Genomic DNA, 18,739 nt, shown 5'->3' with positions numbered 1-18,739 from the left:
ATCGCGGACGCGTGCGGCGCGCCTCAGTTCAGCCTGTCGAGCACCGCCATTGCGGGACGCGCGAGGTTGAGCGTGTAGAAGTGCAGGGCCGGAGCGCCGCCGTCCACCAGGCGCCGGCACAGGCTGGACACGACGTCCGCACCGAGTTCGCGGATGCTGTCGGCGTCGTCGCCGTAGGCCGCCATGCGCCTGCCCAGCCAGCGCGGGATCTCCGCGCCGCAGGCCTCGGAGAAGCGCCGCAGCTGGTTGAAGTTCGCGATCGGCATGATGCCGGGCACGATCGGCACCTCGACGCCGAGTGCGCGCGCCTCGTCGACGAAGCGGAAATAGGCGTCGGCGTTGTAGAAGTACTGGGTGATGGCGCCGTCGGCACCGGCCTCGACCTTGGCCCGGAAGTGGCGCAGGTCGGCGAGCGCGTCCTCGGCCTGGGGATGGGTCTCCGGGTAGCAGGCGACTTCGATGTGGAAGTGGTCGCCGTGTTCGGCGCGGATGAAGGCGACCAGGTCGGCGGCGTAGCGGAATTCGCCCGGATGGCCCATGCCCGAGGGCAGGTCGCCGCGCAGCGCCACGATGCGGCGGCAGCCGGCTTCGCGGTAGCGCTCCAGCAGTGCCGCGATCTCGTCGCGGGTGCCGCCGACGCAGGACAGGTGCGGCGCGGCGTCCAGTCCGTGCCTGTCGATCAGGCCGCGCACCGTGTCGCCGGTGTAGCTGAGCGTGGATCCGCCGGCGCCGAAGGTGCAGGACACGTACTCCGGCGCCCAGGCCTTGAGCCGGGCCGCGGTACGGTCGAGCTGCGCGCGCTGCTCGTCATTCTTGGGCGGATAGAACTCGAAGCTGATCGGGGTCATGGCGTCGGGGGTGTCCTGGTCCGGCAGGATAATATCGCTTTATCGCGATGGAAGGTATGAGAAAGCGGCCCCGGGGCGGGCCGCCGCGCCGCCGGACCGGTCAGCCGACGGCCTCGGGCGCCCTATGGCGATGCGGCAGCAGCGCCCAGCGCGGGTCGGCCGGGCGCATGTCCCTTGCCAGCCATTCGCGGGAGGCGGCTTCGGCCCGGGCGATGAGGGATCCGGTGCGTGAGAAGTCATAGGCATGGACCGCGAGCGGACAGAGCGGCGGGACCACGATCAGTTGGCAGCGCGAGGCGAAGCGGTCGATGTCGGCCAGCAGCTGGCGCATGGCCAGCAGGTTCAGCGCGTGCAGGGCCATCGCGATCGCCCCCCGCGGCGGGGCGTCGAGTGCGCAGGATGATCCGGTCGGCAGCACGAAGGCCCGGGTGGCGCCGAGCGACACTGCGGCGGCGATCGGCGTATTGCTGGAGATGCCACCGTCCATCAGTGCCCGGCCGCCGATTTCCACCGGCGGGAAGACCGCCGGCAGCGCCGTGCTCGCCAGGAGCGCCGTGCCCGCGTCGCCGGAAGAGATCACGACTTCGGTTCCGTCGAGCACGTCGGTGGCGACGACGTGGCAGGGCAGGGGCATGTCCTCCAGCCGCCGGCAGGGGAGCTCGGATTCGATGAGCGCGCGCAGCCGGTGCGGCTGTGCGAAATGGCCGCGGCGACCGAGCAGGCAGAGCGCCGCGTCGCGCATCGTCAGCGGGAAGATGTCGGCCCTGCGCAGCCGCAGCCATGTGCGTTCCAGGTGCGCGACCCCATCCCCGTGCGGTTCGGCCGCATAGCGGGCTCCGTTGAGCGCGCCCACCGAGGCCCCGACGACGAAGTCCGGCGCGATGCCGTGATCCGCCAGGGCCTTGAGCATGCCGACCTGGACCGCCCCGAGGCTGCCGCCGCCCGCCAGCACGAACGCGGTCCGTGTCGGGCCCGGGCCGCTCATGGAAAGGCGAAGGTGCGTTCCCCGGCGAGCGCGGCCTCGAGGCGCAGGTTCTCGAGGTCGCGCCCGACCGAAGCCGCCGCGACCAGGCGGCCGCCCCGGTAATAACGCGCGGTGAAGTCGCGCCGGGACGGTTCGCCGTCGATGCGGATCCGGTCCCAGCCCTGGAGGACGCCGCTGCAGCGCAGGGCCACGCCCTGGTGGTGAGTCCAGAAGAAGGGCACGTCGGCGAACGGCTCCGGATCGCCGAGCAGGTTCGCGGCCGCCACCTGGCCCTGGCGCTCCGCATGGACCCAGTGTTCGATGCGGAGATCACCGTCGCCGTGCGGATAGCGGGCGACGTCGCCGGCGGCGAGGATGCCGGGAACCGCCGTCCGCAGGCAGGCATCGACCAGGATGCCGTCGCGTACCGCGATCCCGGTGCCCGAGACGAGCTCCGTGCGTGGCGATACTCCGACGCCCACGACGACCACGTCCGCGGGAATGCCGGTGCCGTCCTCGAGGGTGACGACGCGGCCGTCGAAGTCCTTCACCGTCGCGTCCGTGTGGAAGACGATTCCCCGCGCCCGGTGCAGGTCGAGGAGGAAGCCGCCGACATCGGGCCCGAGCGCGCGCGCCATCGGCACCGCCTCCCTTGCGACCACGTGGACCTCCAGGCCGCGCGACCGCAGCGCGCCGGCGGCTTCGAGTCCGATGAAGCCGGCTCCGACGAGTGCGACCGAGGTGGCGTGCGCGCAGGCGGCCACGATCGCGCGCGCGTCGGCCAGTGAGCGCAGGGTGAAGACGTTGGGGCGGTCGAAGCCGGGGAGCGTCAGCAGCCTCGGCTCCGCGCCGGTGGCGATGAGCAGTGCGTCATAGGCGATGCGCGCGCCGTCGGCGGCAAGCAGGTGGCGTGAGGCGGTGTCGATCGCCCGGACCTCGCAGCCAAGGCGCAGATCGATTCCGTGCGCATCGTAGAAGTCCGCCGCCTGCAGCGGGATCCAGTCCTCGGGCGCGGTGCCCGCGAGGTAGTCCTTGGACAGGTTGGGACGGTCGCAGGGCGGCGCCTCGTCCGCGCTCAGCATCGACAGTGCGCCTGCGAACCCCAGACCGCGCAGACGTTCGGCCGCCGCGAAACCGGCCGCCCCGCCACCGATGATCGCGATCCGTCCCGGGTGGCCGCGCCTGCGGCGGGGCGACGTCGGCGCGGGCGGCGAGGGCGCGGTGTCCGGCGCGCGCACGAACACGGTGTCGTCGATGATGTCCACGTCCCATCGGGCCAGCGGAGCGAACGCGGGAGCGCGCAGCGCGGCCCCGGTGCGCAGGCTGAAGCAGGCGTGGTGCCAGGGGCAGTGGACTTCGCCATCGAGCACGAGGCCGTCGGCCAGGGGCCCGCCGTAGTGGCTGCAGGTGCCGCCGACCGCGTGAACGCCATCGTCGAAGCGGGCCAGCAGCACCGGCGCGCCGTCGACGTGGCCGGCCAGCGTCCCTCCGCGGGGGATGTCCGCCAGCGGAATGCCGCCTGCGAGGTCGGGGCCGGAAGGAATCGTGTCGGTCGGTGCCATGGTCGACTCCTGGCGCCTGGCACATGCCCGGCGCCCCTGACGCGTCAGCAAGGGATGTCCTCACAGGAGCAGACGCCATGCTCGACGTCCGCCGGCCAGCGCCGACCTGTCCCGCCACCGCGCGCGGCGTCGGCCGCGCGGCGCTGCGGGGCACGTCGGCAGCGCCCCGAACGCAAACGGGCGCCTTCCGGCGCCCGCTGCGGTTGCACGGACCGGCGCGTGCCGGTCAGTAGCGGTAGTGCTCCGGCTTGAACGGACCCTCGACCGGCACGCCGATGTAGTCGGCCTGTTCCTTCGTGAGCTTCGTCAGCTTCACGCCGATCTTCTCCAGGTGCAGGCGCGCCACTTCCTCGTCCAGCTTCTTGGGCAGGATGTAGACCTTCCTGTCGTACTCGTCCTTCTTCGCCCAGAGGTCGATCTGCGCCAGCGTCTGGTTGGAGAACGAGTTCGACATCACGAAGCTCGGGTGGCCGGTGGCACAGCCCAGGTTCACCAGGCGGCCCTCGGCGAGCAGGAACATGGCATTGCCGTTCGGGAGGACGAACTTGTCCACCTGCGGTTTGATGTTGACGATCTCGACGCCCGGCAGCGCCTTCAGCGCATCGACCTGGATCTCGTTGTCGAAGTGGCCGATGTTGCAGACGATGGCCTGGTCCTTCATCGCCGTCATGTGCTCGACGCGGATGATGTCCTTGTTGCCGGTGGTGGTGACATAGATGTCGGCCTCGCCGAGGGTGTCCTCGACGGTCTTGACCTCATAGCCCTCCATCGCCGCCTGCAGCGCGCAGATGGGGTCGATCTCGGTGACGATCACGCGGGCGCCGTAGGCGCGCAGCGAGGCGGCGGAACCCTTGCCGACGTCGCCGTAGCCGCAGACCACGGCCACCTTGCCGGCCAGCATCACGTCCAGCGCGCGCTTCAGGCCGTCGGCCAGCGACTCGCGGCAGCCGTACAGGTTGTCGAACTTCGACTTGGTGACCGAGTCGTTGACGTTGATCGCCGGCACCAGCAGCTTGCCGGCGTCGGCGAGCTGGTAGAGGCGGTGCACGCCGGTGGTGGTCTCTTCGGACACGCCCTTCCAGTCGGCGACGACCTTCGTCCAGTAGCCCGGGCGCTCCCTGGCGACGCGCTTGAGCAGGTTCTTGATCACCTGCTCCTCGTGGCTGCCCGAGGCCGAGTTCACCCAGGACTCGTCGCCCTGCTCGAGCTCGTGGCCCTTGTGGATCAGCAGGGTCACGTCGCCGCCGTCGTCCACCACCAGCTGCGGGCCGAGGAAGCCGCCCTGGCCGTCGGGGAAGGACAGGGCGTCGAGCGTGCAGTCCCAGTATTCCTCCAGGGTCTCGCCCTTCCAGGCGAACACGGGAGTGCCGGTGGCGGCGATGGCCGCGGCGGCGTGGTCCTGGGTGCTGAAGATGTTGCAGGACGCCCAGCGCACGTCGGCGCCGATGTCCTTCAGGGTCTCGATCAGCACCGCCGTCTGGATGGTCATGTGCAGCGAGCCGGTCACGCGCACGCCCCTGAGCGGGGCGTCGGCGGCGTGCTTGCGGCGGATGGACATCAGACCCGGCATCTCGTGCTCGGCGATGTCGATCTCCTTGCGGCCCCAGTCGGCCAGGGAGATGTCGGCGATCTTGTAGTCACCTTCTGTCGAGAAGGTCTTGACCTGTGCGTTCATGCGGAAGCTCCGGTTTCTGCTCCCTGTCCCGCTCGCGGGAGAGGGTGGGTGAGGTGAACCGGGCGCCGTTCGGGTGCGGCCCGCCGAGCCTGGCCGTGCTGGTTCCACGGTCGCAGCGCCCCTCGGCGGAGCCCCGGATTATATCCCGGCGTGCATGACCGTCGCCACGTACCCGCCGCGGTCCCAGGAGCTAGGCTGGAAGTTTCCCCGGACAGGATCCACGCCTTGGCCAAGCCCGCCCTGAAGCACCTCGCCGTCCCGCTGCTGTTCGCCAGCCTGCTGTTGTGTTCGCCCTCGCCCGCGGACGCGCGCCAGGCACCGGCCGCCGACACCGCCACGGCGTCCGGCTACCGCTTGCCGGAGGCCGCGCTGCGCAGCATCGTCGATGCGCCCTTCGCGCCGCGCCTGTCGCTGTCGCCGAAGCGCGACCTGATCGCCTACATGCAGGTGCCGTCGCTGCCCGGGATCGACGTGGTCGCGCAGCCTGAGCTGAAGCTCGCGGGCCTGCGGATCCACCCGCGCACGCATTCGGCCAGCGCCTTCAGCTTCATCGACGATCTGTGGCTGCAGGGGGTGGACGGCGGTGCCGAGCGCCGCATCGCGGGGCTGCCGCAGCCGCTGGCGCTGTCCTCGCTGCAGTGGTCCCCCGACCAGCGCCACATCGCGTTCAGCCATGTCGATCCTCGCGCGGGGCGCGTTGAGCTGTGGCTGGTGGACGTGGCCGCGGGCCGGGCGCGCCGGCTGCTGGATCAGCCCTTGAACGGGGTGGTCGGCAGCGGCTTCGACTGGCTGCCCGACAGCAGCGGGCTGGTCGCCCTGCTGCGGCCGCAGGGGCAGGGACCGGCGCCGGCGAGCGACGGCGTCCCCGCCGGGCCGAACATCCAGCAGACCGATGGCGGCGGCCAGGTGCAGAGCCTGCGCACCTACCAGGACCTGCTGCGCAATCCGCATGACGAGGCGGTGTTCGCCTATTACATGACCAGCCAGCTGGTGCGCGTGGGCCTGGACGGCCGGGTGCGGGCCATCGGCGCGCCCGAGATGTACGTGGGCGCGTCGGTGTCGCCGGACGGCCGCCACCTGCTGCGGCAGCGCCTGGAGCGCCCGTTCTCGTACTCGGTGCCGTACTTCCGTTTCCCGCGGCGGATCGATGTGATCGACCTCGAGGGGCGCCTGCTGCATACCGTGGCCGCGCTGCCGCTGGTCGAGGGACTGCCCACCGGCAACGATGCAGTGGCGACCGGCGTGCGCCGCATCGGCTGGCGCGCCGATGCGCCCGCCACCCTGGTCTGGGCCGAAGCGCAGGACGGCGGTGACCCGTCGCGCGAGGTCGAGGTCCGCGACCGCGTGTTCGCGCACGCCGCGCCGTTCCGCGGCACTCCCGACGTGGTGGCCGACCTGACGATGCGCTATGGCGGCATCAGCTGGGGCCACGGCGGACTCGCGCTGATGTACGAATCCTGGTGGAAGACGCGCCAGCTGCGCGAGTGGCGGCTGGCGCCGGACACCGGCGCCGCGCCGGTGCTGCTGCGGGAAGGCTCGTACGAGGATCGTTATGCGGATCCGGGGTCGCCGGTGATGCAGTCCGACGAGCGCGGCTTCGCGCGCCTGCTGACGACCGGCGACGGCGACACCATCTACCGCATCGGCGACGGCGCTTCGCCGGAAGGCGACCGGCCCTTCCTCGACCGCCAGCACCTGGGCGAAGGCACGACCGAACGCCTGTTCCAGTCGGAGGCGCCCTGGTACGAGTCGCCGTTCGCGCTGCTCGACGCCGGTGCCTTGCGCATCCTCACCACCCGCGAATCGCCGACCGAGCCGGCGAACGTGCTGCTGCGCAGGCTGGACGGCAGTGAAGCGCCGGTGGCGCTGACCGACTTCCCGCACCCGACGCCGGCGCTGCGCGGCGTCAGCAAGGAACAGATCCGCTACACGCGCGCGGATGGCGTCGAGCTGACGGCCGACCTGTACCTGCCCGCGGGCTACGACGCGAAACGCGACGGCCCGCTGCCGATGCTGATGTGGGCCTACCCGCGCGAGTTCAAATCCGCCGAAGCCGCGAGCCAGGTGCGCGGCTCGCCGCACCGCTTCAACCGGATCAGCTACTGGGGTCCGCTTGCCTTCCTCGCCGAGGGCTACGCGGTGCTCGACGGCCCGACCATGCCGATCGTGGGCGAAGGCGATGCGGAGCCCAACGACACCTATGTGAAACAGCTGGTGGCGAGCGCCCGGGCCGCCGTGGACGAGGTCGTGGAGCGTGGCGTGGCCGACCGCGATCGCATCGCCATCGGCGGGCATTCGTATGGCGCGTTCATGACCGCCAACCTGCTGGCGCATTCCGACCTGTTCCGCGCGGGCATCGCCCGCAGCGGCGCCTACAACCGTTCGCTGACGCCGTTCGGCTTCCAGGCCGAGGAGCGCAATTACTGGCAGGCCACCGACACCTACCACGCGATGTCCCCGTTCAACCACGCCGGCCGCATCGACGAACCGGTACTGCTCATCCACGGCGAGCAGGACAACAACTCGGGAACCTTCCCGATGCAGAGCGAGCGCATGTACGCCGCGATCAAGGGCCTTGGCGGCACCGCACGCCTGGTGATGCTGCCCAACGAATCGCACGGCTATCGCGCGCGCGAGTCGATCCTGCACATGCTGGCCGAGACCAGCGAGTGGCTGGAGAAGTACGTGAAGGAGGCGGCGCCACGCGCGACCGGTCCGTAGGAGCGGCCGCGGAAAAAGGTTCTTCTCCGGACTCGGGGGTGACGGCGTGCAGTTGGCGCGTTGTCGCGCTTCTGGCGCACGGTCGCGCCTTGAAGCCGCTTCGTTGGGGTCCGCGCAGCCCGTCCCGCGCACAGGGGGTGTGCTCCCCCGGCAGTCTCCGCGTCCTGCTGCCACTGCCGGCCGCCGGCCATCCATGGCCGGCTGTCCGCACACCCCCTGTGCGCGGGACGGGCTCCGGCGTTCTGCGGCTTCGGGAGGGAAGATCAAGAGCAAGAGCGGTCGCGAGCAGGGCAGCTCCTGGTCATGACGCTCTCCGTTTCGACGTCCTCCGTTTCGACGTCGACGTCGCTCTTGGAAAATCTTCCAGACCGCGATTAAAGGTCGTGCCTGCCGCGGATGCAGGGGGGATGCCCAGAGCCGGCCATGGATGGCCGGCGGCCGGATCTGGGAGCAGGACGCGGAGAATCCGGCGGGGCATCCCCCCTGCATCCGCGGCGGGCGGCCCGGACTCGAACGGAGCGTCCGCGGCGGGCGGCCCGGACTCGAACGGAGCGTCCGTAGCGGGCGGCCCGGACTCAGACGGAACGTCCCCTCGGTCTGGAGAAGAACCGAAAAAAGCGGGCCGCATATGCGGCCCGCCCTTCATTCCCTGCCCGGCACCGTGGGGTCAGAGCTTCGCGGCCTTGCGCAGCTCCTCGGCCTTGTCGGTCTTCTCCCAGGAGAAGGCGGTGGCCGTCTGTTCCTTGCCGGCGGCGTCGATGTAGCTGATCTCCTGCGGCTTGCGGCCGAAGTGGCCGTAGCTCGCCGTGCGCTGGTAGATCGGGTGCACCAGGTCGAGCATCCGGATGATGCCGTACGGACGCAGGTCGAAGTGGCGGCGGATCAGCTTTTCGATCAGCGCGTCGTCCACCTTGCCGGTACCGAAGGTGGTGACCGAGATCGAGGTCGGCTCGGCCACGCCGATGGCGTAGCTCACCTGGACTTCGCAGCGGTCGGCCAGACCCGCGGCCACGACGTTCCTGGCGACGTAACGCGCGGCGTAGGCGGCCGAGCGGTCGACCTTGGACGGATCCTTGCCCGAGAACGCGCCGCCACCGTGCCGTGCCCAGCCGCCGTAGGTGTCGACGATGATCTTGCGGCCGGTCAGGCCGCAGTCGCCCACCGGGCCTCCGATCACGAACTTGCCGGTCGGGTTGATGTGGAACTTGGTGCCCTTGTGCAGCCACTTGGCGGGCAGTACCGGCTTGAGGATGTGCTCGCGCACCGCCTCGACCAGGTCTTTCTGCTTCACGCCCGGATCATGCTGGGTCGACAGCACCACGGCGTCGATCGCCACCGCCTTGCCGTCCTCGTAGCGCAGGGTGACCTGCGACTTCGCGTCCGGGCGCAGCCACGGCAGGGGCGAGTTCTTCTTCTTGCGCACCTTGGCCTGCTGCTCGACCAGGCGGTGCGAGAGGTGGATCGCCGCCGGCATGCCGCTGTCGGTCTCGTTGGTGGCGTAGCCGAACATCAGGCCCTGGTCGCCCGCGCCCTGCTGCTCCGGATTCCTGCGATCGACGCCCTGGTTGATGTCGGGCGACTGCTTGCCGATCAGGTTGAGCACGCCGCAGGTCTCGCCGTCGAAGCCGACGTCGCTGGAGTCGTAGCCGATGTCGAGGATCACCTTGCGGGTCAGCGCTTCGAGGTCGATCCACGCCGAGGTGGTGATCTCGCCCGCGATGATCGCGACGCCGGTCTTGACCATGGTCTCGCAGGCGACGCGGGCGCGCTTGTCCTGGGCGAGGATGGCGTCGAGCACGGCATCGGAGATCTGGTCGGCGATCTTGTCGGGATGGCCCTCGGAGACCGATTCGGAGGTGAACAGGTAGGACGGGCTGGTCATCGCGGCTTATATCCCTTGATGCGGATGAAAGGATGGGCGCGCATCATACACGGGCGCGCCGGCCCGCGCATTGTGCCGCCTGGGCATCCCCCTGACAGACCGCCATGCCGCCCCGCAGATGGCACCGGGGAACGTCATCGTGCGGCAGCAATTCGGCAACGGCGCTGTCGCGGTGCCGACGCAAGCTGCTCCCTGCACCGCGGAGGAGGCGTTCGGGGGGACGATGCCGCAGCTCGAAGAACACCTGCGCCAGCGCTGGCCCCAGTGGTTCCGGGGCCGCCGGGCGCAACTGGCCAGGCCGCTGCTGCGGGGCATCGGCCGCTGGTCGCGCCTGGACCGGATCGACGCCTTCCTCGATTCGCATGGCCACCTGCGGGGTTTCGAATTCGTGGCGGCGGCCCGCGATTACCTCGGGATGCGCTACGAGGTCGATCCGGAGGAGCTCCTGCGCATTCCCGCCCGCGGCCGCCTTCTTGTGGTCGCCAACCATCCGTCCCGGGCGCTCGATGCGCTGGCCCTGCTGGACTGCATCGGGCGCGTCCGCCGCGACGCATGCATCGTCGCCAACGACCTGCTGTCCCTGGTCGAACCCTTGGGCGATCTGCTGCTGCCGGTGCGCGTGCTGGGTGGCCGGGCCAACGGCGGCAGTCTGGCGGCGATCGAGCGGGCGCTGCGCGAAGAACGCTGCGTGATCATCTTCCCGGCGGGCGAAGTGTCGCGGCTCGGCCCCCGCGGCGTGCGCGACAGCCGCTGGCGCCGCGGCTTCCTGCGCTTCGCGCGCGCGACCTCGGCGCCCGTGCTTCCGGTGCGGGTGGAGGCGCGCAACTCGCCGCTGTTCTACGGGGTGTCGGCCTTGTACAAGCCCGCGGCCACCGCCCTGCTGGCACGGGAGATGTTCGCGCGCCGGCAGCAGCCGCTTCGCCTGCGCGTGGGCTGGCCGCGTGCGGTCGCGCCGGACGCCGATACGGCATCGGTCCTGCGCGAGGTGCGCCGCACGCTCTACGCCATCGGCCGCCGCAGCGAGGCGCGGGTGGCCGGAATGGAACCGATCGCGCCGCCCCTGCCGGCCGCGCAGGTGCGCGCGGCGATCGCCGGCTGCGAGCGGCTGGGCGAGACCGGCGACGGCATGCGGATCCTGCTGGCGCGCTTCGACGGGCCGCGCGCTGCAGGCGCCGCTGCTGCAGGAGCTGGGTCGCCAGCGGGAGATCGCCTTCCGCAGCGTGGGCGAGGGCACCCGCCGGGCCCGCGACCTCGACCCCTTCGACGCCCACTACGACCACATCCTGCTCTGGGACGAGGCCGCCTCGCGCATCGCCGGGGCCTACCGGGTGGCGCGCGGCGCCGACGTGCTCGCGCGACGCGGGCTGGCCGGCCTATACACCGCATCGCTGTTCCGCTACGCCGACGACGCCATCCCGCGCATCGCCGAAGGCCTGGAACTCGGGCGCAGCTTCGTCGCGCCGGACTACCGTGGCGGTCGCAGCCTCGACTATCTCTGGCAGGGCATCGGCGCCTATCTGGCGAGCCGGCCCGGCCTGCGTTATCTGTTCGGCGCGGTATCGATCAGCGGCGCGCTGCCGCGGGAGGCGCGCGAGCAGCTGGTCGCCTATTACCAGCGCTACCACGGGGCCGGCGGCGCGCTGGCCACCGCCAGCCGGCCCTTCGAATACTTCGCCGCGCCACCGTGCTTCGGCGCGCTGGACGCCGCCACCGCCTACGGCGTGCTCAAGGCGAACCTGGCCGCGCAGGGCGCCGGAGTACCCACGCTCTACCGCCAGTACACCGAACTGTGCGAGCCGGGCGGCGCGCGCTTCCTCGCATTCGGCGTCGACCCCGCGTTCTCCGACTCCATCGATGGGCTGGTCGAGGTCGATCTGCATCGCATCCGCCCCCAGAAGGCCCGACGCTGGCTGGGCCGCAGGGAGGAGCCGGCATGAGCGACAGCACCACCCCCTCGAGGCGCGCGGTCTTCGTTTCCGACGTGCACCTGGGATCGCGCCACTGCCATGCGGCCGAGCTCGCGGCCTTCCTCGAGGGACTGCGCTGCGAACGCCTGTATCTGGTCGGCGACATCATCGACCTGTGGTACCTGGCGCAGCGGCGCGCGAGCTGGAGCGTGGCCCACAACCGCGTGGTCGAAGCCCTGCATGCGCTGCGCCGCGCGGGAACCGGCATCGTCTACGTGCCCGGCAACCATGACCGTCCCGCACGCCGCCTCTGCGGCCTGGCACTGCCGGCCATGCAGGTGCGCAGGCGCACCATCCACACCACCGCCGACGGCCGCCGCCTTCTGGTCACGCATGGCGACGACTACGACGGCATCACCCACTTCGGCAGCCTGCAGGAGAAGTTCGGCGACTGGCTGTACTACCGGATCCTGAGCGGCAACAAGCTGCTCAACCGGGTGCGGCGCCGGCTGGGCCTGCGCTACTGGTCGCTGTCGGAATTCCTCAAACAGCGCAGCGGCGCCGCCGAACGCTACATCGCGCGCTTCGTGCAGGCGGGCCTGGACGATGCACGGCGGCGCGGCCTGGACGGGATCATCTGCGGACACATCCACCGCCCCGGCCTGGTGCAGTGCGACGGCCTGGTCTACGCCAACGACGGCGACTGGGTGGAGAGCCTCACCGCCCTGGTCGAGGAGCACGATGGCTGCCTGCGGCTGCTGTCGCATCGCGGCGAGGTGCTGGCCGAACTCGCACCGCGCACGACCGGCGCGCATGCGGGACGTGTGTTCGCTCAGGCGGCCTGACGGAAGCGCTGCCGGAACTCAGCGTCGAGGCCCCGCGTCGCGCGCGATCGCCGTCGCGTTGGCGATCGGTTCCGGAGCGCCGGGCTGCAGGGTGATCGCGAACACCACCAGTGCCCAGGGCTGCGATGCCGGCGCGGTCATCCGCAGCTCGATCGCCGAGACTTCGCGCCCCGGCCGTGGATTCCGCAGTTCCGCCGCGAACAATGCATCCCCGTGTCGTGTCGTCAGCGCGGTCCGCAGACCGTCGGGAAGCACGTGGTCCTCGCCCAGGACATAGGTGGGGGTCGGTGCGCTGTGCATCGGCACCGTTCCGCGGCTGCCGTCGCGGTAGTGGAAGGTGAAGGCGGCCACCGGGCCGCTGGGCGCCTGCATCGGCGTGGCCAGCGCGTTCAGCACCCGTGCCGCGTCGTAGCGGCCCGGCGGTACCACGATCCTGCCGGTGGTTTCGGGACCCCGTACGTCCGGCAACTGCCGGTTGCCGTACCGGCTCAGGGTGAACAGGCCACGCAGGTCGTAGTCGACCCCGAGCAGTCGCTGGCGACCCATCGGGATCCAGCACCGGTTGGACAGGGCCATGGCCAGCACGCCGTCCCCGACCGGCTGGATCGGATGATGGAGCGGGGCGGTGAACAGCGCGCCCAGGTCCAGCGCCTCCGGCGGCAGGCCGGGCGGACGCGGTGGCACCTCCGGCGTCGCAGGGAGACAGGACCAGAGCGGGAAGGGGACGCTCTGCGCCGCATGCGGAGCGGCTTGTCTCCGTTCGCGCAGCAGCGCCTGCACGGCCGGGTCGGGGGCGCTGAAGCGGCCCCCTTCGGTCGGCGACACCAGGGCGGCCTCGGACGCCAGCACGGTCACGGGTCGGTCGTCCTCGGAGAGGCGCCAGTGCATCCAGCGGCCCAGGAACGTGCGCGCGAGCAGGCCGCGTCCATCGGGCGAGAACGCCAGCTGCGTGATCTCATCGGGATCCGGCAGCCAGTGCCTGAGCGCGGGGCCCAGCGGGCGCCCACTGTCGACGTCGACCAGCAGGACACCCGTCGAAACCGCCTGGGCCAGGATCGCGCCGTCCGGGCTGAACGCCTGCGCATGCACCAGGCGCGCGCCGCGCAGAGTGCTGATCGCGTGGGTCTCGCCGTCGACGTCGAGCAGCAGGGACACGTCCGTGAGCGCGGTGAAGCCGGGAGTGCCGCTCAGCGCCATGCGTCCGTCCGAACCGCGCTGCTGCAGATCGAAGGCGCGCGCCGCGATGGGCAGCACACCGAGCGGCTGGCCGTCGCGCAGCGACCATCGACGCAGGCCGTTCTCCAGAGCGAGGGGGCTCTGCAGGTACTGCACCACTTCGTCGCGCCCGGGCGCGTGCGCGGTGAGCTGGACCCGGCTTCCTGCCGGCGCCGGAAAGCGCAGCCGCGGCCGCCCGAGGTCGGCGAGGTCGAACAGCATCGTCGCTCCGGGCGCGTCGAGCAGCAGGCGGCCGCCTTCGATCACGCGCGCGGCCGTGAACGGTTGCGGCGTGGAGGGGCCGAGCGCGTGGCCGTCGATCAGCGACCAGGCCCGCAGCGTCCCCGTACCGTCCTCCGCCGCGGCGTCCAGCCAGCGCGCGACCACGGCCGAGCCGTCGGGCGCGAAGGCCAGGTCGCTGGGGCTGCCACCCAGGGCGATCGGTGGAAAGCGAAGCCTCCCTTCGCGCCAGTCGAAGACGTGGAGTTCGTGGCCGCTGCTCGCCACGAGACCGCGGCCGTCGCCGGTCAGGACGGCGAAGCCTGCGACGTCCGGCAGCGGCATCGGCGGCGATGCGGCCCGGCCGGTGGCCACGTCGAACACCTGCAGGCGCCCGCCGTCGATCGTGACCACGTGCTGGCCGTCGAAGGCCAGCGGTGCTTCCTGTCGGGTCGGCGCCGGCCATGGCAGGAGCGGCGTCGGCGGCAGTCGCCACAGCCGCAGGCTGCCGTCCTGTCCGCCGGTGGCGAGCAGTCCGCGCCGCCGGTCGAACATGCTGGCGAAGCGCGGCAGGAACGACGGATGGGTGATTTCGGGTGCCACCTGGCTGACCTGCGCCGGACTGCCGCCCTCGCGGGTTTCCGAAGGGGTCGACCAGATCCGGATGCGGTCGAACTCCATCAGCAGCGCGAGGCAGGTCTCCTGTGGCCGGGCGGGGCCGTCGCCGCAGTCGAACTGGTGGCCCCAGAGCGGATTGTCGTCGCGGACCCGCCCCACGATCCGACCGTCCGGGACACCGAGGATCAGGAAGTCTCCGCTGGCGAAGCTGGCGGCCAGCTTCGTCCCGTCGGCGGAGAACGTCAGCCAGGCCGGACGCGCGATCCCGGGCAGCAGGACGCGCGTGCTCCCGTCGCGTGGATCCATGAGCATGACTTCGCCCGACATCCGTCCCAGGGCGAGATGGCGTGCATCCGGGCTGACCGCCCATGCGCGGAACCGGTCGCTCTCCGGCCCGGGAGCCAGCGTGTGGCGTGCGGCCAGCGTGTGCGGGTCCAGGATGTGCAGACCGCTGGTGCCGTCGATCATGGCCACGAAGGCGGTGCCGGGTGCGATGAGCCAGTCGTGGTGCCGGGCGATCGGGACCAGTCGCTTCGGGCCGAGCGGCCGCCAGCCCGCGGCCTCGAACATCTGCATCCAGCCGCGGCGGTCGCTCAGCAGTACGTGGCGGCCGTCAGGGCTCCATGCCTGGTAAGTCGCGCCTTCGAGACCGGGCCGGTCGGGGGCGATGGTCCGTTGGCCGTCCGCCACCGCCAGGCGGTGGGTGGAGGCCCCCGGGAGGTGGTGGACCAGCGGTGCGTGCTCGGTCACCAGCAGCCACCGGTGGTCCGGCGTGAAGCGGAGATGGCGCAGCTGCGAGTCTCCGTCGAGGCCCGCCTCCGGGCCCAGGTCCACCTGCCACAGGCGCGTGCCGTCCGCGATGGAGTACAGCGCGACCCGGTTCTCGCCGAGGCCCAGCGCCACATGCCGGCCGTCGTCGCTCAGGGCGAGGGCGTGCACCGGTTCACCCGCGTCGATCACCGCCAGCAGCATGGGGGCCTGCGTCCGGATCAGCTGCAGGCGCAGGCGTTCGGAGTGCGCCGCCCGGGTCGCGCCGGCCTGCTCCTGTTCGGCGAGGTTCGCCGCCAGCAACGGCAGCACCTGGTAATCGCGTCCCTCCTGGAGCAGCCGCCAGGCGGTTTCGTGCCGCTGCGCCCAGAGGTTCTCGCGCGCGCTGGCGGCGCTGTCCTCGGCGACGCGGCGCAGGTGGTTGGTGGCCACCAGGCCTGTCGCCAGCGCGACCACCGCAAGCAGCGAGATCGCCGCCAGCCTGCGTTCGCGGCGCGCCCAGCGCAGGGTGCGCGGCACCAGGCCCAGCGGCCGCACGTTGACCTGCCGGCCCTCGAGGAAGCGGCCGAGGTCGTCGGCCAGTGCACGTGCGCTGGGATAGCGCAGACCGGGATCCACCTGCAGACACCTGAGGCAGATCGCTTCGAGGTCCCGGGAGAGCTTTGGACGGTAGCGGCGCGGATTGCGCACCTGCCCGCGCCGGCGCATCGACTCCAGCGTGCGCATGCCGCTGCGTTCGAACGGAGCGTGGCCGGTCAGCGCTTCGTACAGGGTGGCCCCCAGGCCCCAGACGTCGGCGGCCGGCCCCAGCACGTTCCCGGGCACCAGTTGTTCGGGCGCCATGTAGCCGGGCGTGCCGGCGATGCTGTCGTCGGCCACGGCCTGCGGGTGGTCGACGCGGCGCGCCAGGCCGAAATCGGTGATCCGCGGCACGCCGTCGGCGGCGAGGATCACGTTGGCCGGTTTCAGGTCCAGGTGCAGAACGCCCAGACGGTGGGCGTAGTCCACCGCCTCGGCCACGGTGCGCAGGCAGGCGGCGGCCTCGCGCGGCGGCAGCGGGCCGGTCCGGGCGAGGCGCTGCGCGAGGCTTTCGCCGTCGACCAGGGCCATCGCGTAGTAGACCAGGTCCCCGTGTTCGCCGAAGTCGTAGATGGTGACGATGCTCGGATGCTGCAGACGGGCGGCGTTGCGCGCCTCGCGGCGGAGGGCATCGATGAAGTCGGGGGTCGCCCAGGCGCCGTCCACGAGCAGCTTGATCGCCACCGGGCGGTCGAGCGACCGCTGGTGCGCGCGGTATACCATGCCCATTCCACCGCGGCCGATCGGCTCCCTGAGCTCGTAGTCGCCGAACTCGCGCTGTGCAGGATCGTCGAGATCGAGTTCGAGCCCGACGCTGCCGTCGCCGGAGGGACAGGTGCCGTCGCTGTCGCCGGAGCCGGCACGGACATGCGTGCTCGGCCCGAGCGCCACTCGTGCCAGCCTGGTCCGCGCAGCGGCGGACGGATTGTCCGTGGCCTTGCCGTCGCTCCCGGTCACCGCGTCCGCTCGCCCAGCGCGCGGCGGAGCTCGAGCAGCTCCTCCTCGAGCTGGTCCGGATCGCGGACCGTCGCCAACAGTTCCAGCCGCACCAGCTGCCTCAGGCGTTGGCGCATCCTGTGCGCCTGCACCGCCAGGGTGTTGCCGCGCACGCCGGTGCGTTCGGCCAGCTGGCGGAGTTCATGTCCGTCCGCCCGTTCAACCAGCAGCGGCGCCAGCAGGGCGTACTGCGCCTGTCTGCCGTGTTCGGCCCACTCCCGCTGCAGCCGCCGCGTCGCGCGGGCCACCACGGTCTCCAGCCAGGCCCGGGTGAAGGCGTCCTCGGGCCCCGGGGCATCGTCGGGCAGCTCCGCGACGACCTGTGTATCCAGGTGCGCGGCATACCGTTTCAAGGCATGGGCCTGTGCCTGCCGGTCGGCGACGAAGCGACGCAGCGCGGTCAGCAACAGATTGCGGAAGCGGCCGCGGTCGGGATCCGCCTGCGGATACCACCCGCGCTCGAGCACGCCGAGGAAGAAGGCCTGGGCAAGGTCCTCCCGCGTCGGCGTGGCCGCAGCGTCGCAGGTAGGCCAGGACCGGCGGGCGATAGGCCTTGCAAAGCTCCTCCAGCGCCACGTGCGCGCGAGCCGGATCATCGCGGGCCGCCGCGATCAGGCTCCAGCGGGTGGTCCGGAACTGGCTCATTGCTGTCCATCCTCGTCAGGACCAACGCCGGGGGGCCGCGGCGGGCGGCCACCCGGTGCCGCGCAACGGTTCAGCGGGGATCATCCTCCCCCTCGGCCACGTCGGCGACCAGCGTGCGCGCCGGGGTCGCGTCGCCGCCCTGGCGGTACAGCGGGATCGGGCGTCCGGCCACCAGGTCGTTGTAGCGCTTGGCGCCCAGCGCCTGGCGGAACTGCTTGTCGGTGCGGAGGAAGTTGACACGGTACTCGGGGGAACCGCTGTGCGCCCCGACCATCATGCGCACCTGGCGTTCGCTGAGCCCGGTCTCGGCGGCGAGCTGCTGTGGCGTCACGAAAACGGGAGGCGCGTTGACGACGATCCTCAGATCCTCCTGGGCCGCCGCGGGAAGGGCGAGGGCGGACAGCACTGCGAGCGTGGCCAGTCTGGCGTTCATGGCGGTGTTCCTCTGTAAGGGTGTGCCGTTCTCTGCCGGCACCCATGTATTCGGCATCCGCCGCCGGCGATTACACGGTCGCCGCTGAACCCGGTCGCGCAGGGACTCGGCGCTTTTCATTTATTCCCTTGTTGGAACAATCAGTGATTCTGGCGTCGATATACTGCTGTTTTGCGTTCAATACCATGTGCTCATCCACTTTTGAACCCACCGGAGAGCCAGCATGAGCAACCCCGTCATCCAGTCCCTGCGCAAGCGGCGCAGCCAGTACAGCCTCGGCAGGCAGGTCCGGCAGTCGCAGGCCGAGATCGAAGCCCTGATCAAGGAGGCCATCCGCCTCAGCCCGTCCTCGTTCAATTCGCAGTCCTCGCGCGCGGTGATCCTGTTCGGTGCGCAGAGCGAGAAGTTCTGGGGGCTGACCCGTGAGGCGCTGCTTCCGCTGGTGCCGGCCGACGGGTTCGCGGCCACCGAGTCCAAGCTGGCGTCGTTCGCGGCCGGCGTCGGCACCGTGCTGTTCTACGAGGACCAGAGCGTGGTGAAGGGCCTGCAGGAGAACTTCGCGCTGTATGCGGACAACTTCCCGGTCTGGTCGGAGCAGTCCTCCGGCATCGCCCAGGTGGCGACATGGACGGCGCTGGCCGAGGCCGGCATCGGCGCCAGCCTGCAGCACTACAACCCGGTCGTGGACGAGGCCGTGCGCAGGGAATGGGACATCCCGGAGAGCTGGAAGCTGCGCGCGCAGATGCCCTTCGGTTCCAACGAGGCTCCGTTCGCCGAAAAGACGTTCATGGACGACGCCGACCGCTTCAGGGTCGTCGCCTGACGACCCACGGCGGACGACACCCGGGAACCCGGGCACGCC

At 71.2% G+C, this 18,739-nt stretch carries 12 protein-coding genes, 1 pseudogene and 1 riboswitch; of the genes and pseudogenes, 5 read left to right on the top strand and 8 right to left on the bottom strand.

Annotation, left to right across the window (positions count from 1 at the left end; translation table 11 throughout):
• Positions 1 to 23 precede the first annotated feature (23 nt).
• The 4 genes from metF to ahcY all read right to left on the bottom strand — a co-directional run bounded on the left by metF (position 24) and on the right by ahcY (position 5,049).
• Positions 24 to 848, bottom strand: coding sequence for a methylenetetrahydrofolate reductase [NAD(P)H] (metF, locus tag FPZ22_RS04770; RefSeq protein WP_144890896.1), 825 nt, complete (start codon positions 846 to 848; stop codon positions 24 to 26).
• Between the two features lie 100 nt (positions 849 to 948).
• Positions 949 to 1,833: a patatin-like phospholipase family protein gene (locus tag FPZ22_RS04765; RefSeq protein ID WP_144890894.1), complete on the bottom strand. Its 885-nt coding sequence runs from the start codon at positions 1,831 to 1,833 to the stop codon at positions 949 to 951.
• Complete coding sequence (locus FPZ22_RS04760; RefSeq protein ID WP_144890892.1) at positions 1,830 to 3,374, bottom strand: FAD-dependent oxidoreductase; 1,545 nt, start codon at positions 3,372 to 3,374, stop codon at positions 1,830 to 1,832. The genes FPZ22_RS04765 and FPZ22_RS04760 overlap by 4 nt, the downstream gene beginning before the upstream one ends.
• A 226-nt stretch (positions 3,375 to 3,600) precedes the next feature.
• Complete coding sequence (gene ahcY / locus FPZ22_RS04755; RefSeq protein WP_144890890.1) at positions 3,601 to 5,049, bottom strand: adenosylhomocysteinase; 1,449 nt, start codon at positions 5,047 to 5,049, stop codon at positions 3,601 to 3,603.
• A gap of 53 nt (positions 5,050 to 5,102) precedes the next feature.
• Positions 5,103 to 5,179, bottom strand: a riboswitch (S-adenosyl-L-homocysteine riboswitch).
• Positions 5,180 to 5,274: 95 nt separating this feature from the next.
• Between ahcY and FPZ22_RS04750 the strand changes: the two genes are divergently transcribed.
• Positions 5,275 to 7,770, top strand: coding sequence for an alpha/beta hydrolase family protein (locus FPZ22_RS04750; protein ID WP_144890888.1), 2,496 nt, complete (start codon positions 5,275 to 5,277; stop codon positions 7,768 to 7,770).
• Positions 7,771 to 8,437: 667 nt separating this feature from the next.
• On the opposite strand, the gene metK is transcribed toward FPZ22_RS04750, so the two are convergent.
• Positions 8,438 to 9,652 (bottom strand): methionine adenosyltransferase, encoded by a 1,215-nt coding sequence (metK, locus tag FPZ22_RS04745; protein WP_144890886.1) that lies wholly within the window; start codon positions 9,650 to 9,652, stop codon positions 8,438 to 8,440.
• A gap of 118 nt (positions 9,653 to 9,770) precedes the next feature.
• Here metK and FPZ22_RS14390 point away from each other — a divergent pair.
• From FPZ22_RS14390 to FPZ22_RS04735, 3 genes and pseudogenes are all read left to right on the top strand, one after another.
• Positions 9,771 to 10,577: pseudogene (locus tag FPZ22_RS14390) on the top strand (1-acyl-sn-glycerol-3-phosphate acyltransferase); the annotation flags it as partial.
• A 295-nt stretch (positions 10,578 to 10,872) separates the two neighbouring features.
• Positions 10,873 to 11,589: a GNAT family N-acetyltransferase gene (locus tag FPZ22_RS14385; protein WP_246120933.1), complete on the top strand. Its 717-nt coding sequence runs from the start codon at positions 10,873 to 10,875 to the stop codon at positions 11,587 to 11,589.
• Positions 11,586 to 12,404: a UDP-2,3-diacylglucosamine diphosphatase gene (locus tag FPZ22_RS04735; RefSeq protein WP_144890884.1), complete on the top strand. Its 819-nt coding sequence runs from the start codon at positions 11,586 to 11,588 to the stop codon at positions 12,402 to 12,404. Before FPZ22_RS14385 ends, FPZ22_RS04735 begins: the two co-directional genes overlap by 4 nt.
• Before the next feature lie 18 nt (positions 12,405 to 12,422).
• Here FPZ22_RS04735 and FPZ22_RS04730 read toward each other — a convergent pair whose 3' ends face one another.
• The 3 genes from FPZ22_RS04730 to FPZ22_RS04720 all read right to left on the bottom strand — a co-directional run bounded on the left by FPZ22_RS04730 (position 12,423) and on the right by FPZ22_RS04720 (position 17,877).
• Positions 12,423 to 16,760, bottom strand: a complete 4,338-nt coding sequence (locus FPZ22_RS04730; RefSeq protein WP_144890882.1) for a WD40 repeat domain-containing serine/threonine protein kinase — start codon at positions 16,758 to 16,760, stop codon at positions 12,423 to 12,425.
• On the bottom strand, positions 16,757 to 17,266 hold the full coding sequence (locus FPZ22_RS04725; RefSeq protein ID WP_144890880.1) for a hypothetical protein: 510 nt from the start codon (positions 17,264 to 17,266) through the stop codon (positions 16,757 to 16,759). The genes FPZ22_RS04730 and FPZ22_RS04725 overlap by 4 nt, the downstream gene beginning before the upstream one ends.
• Before the next feature lie 248 nt (positions 17,267 to 17,514).
• Entirely contained in the window at positions 17,515 to 17,877 is a 363-nt protein-coding gene (locus FPZ22_RS04720) for a hypothetical protein (RefSeq protein ID WP_144890878.1), read from the bottom strand.
• Positions 17,878 to 18,100: 223 nt separating this feature from the next.
• Between FPZ22_RS04720 and FPZ22_RS04715 the strand changes: the two genes are divergently transcribed.
• Positions 18,101 to 18,700 (top strand): nitroreductase family protein, encoded by a 600-nt coding sequence (locus FPZ22_RS04715; RefSeq protein WP_144890876.1) that lies wholly within the window; start codon positions 18,101 to 18,103, stop codon positions 18,698 to 18,700.
• Positions 18,701 to 18,739 lie beyond the last annotated feature (39 nt).

Source organism: Luteimonas granuli (assembly GCF_007795095.1).
Taxonomy (GTDB): Bacteria; Pseudomonadota; Gammaproteobacteria; order Xanthomonadales; family Xanthomonadaceae; genus Luteimonas; species Luteimonas granuli.
This window is presented reverse-complemented; position numbering and strand designations above follow the sequence as displayed.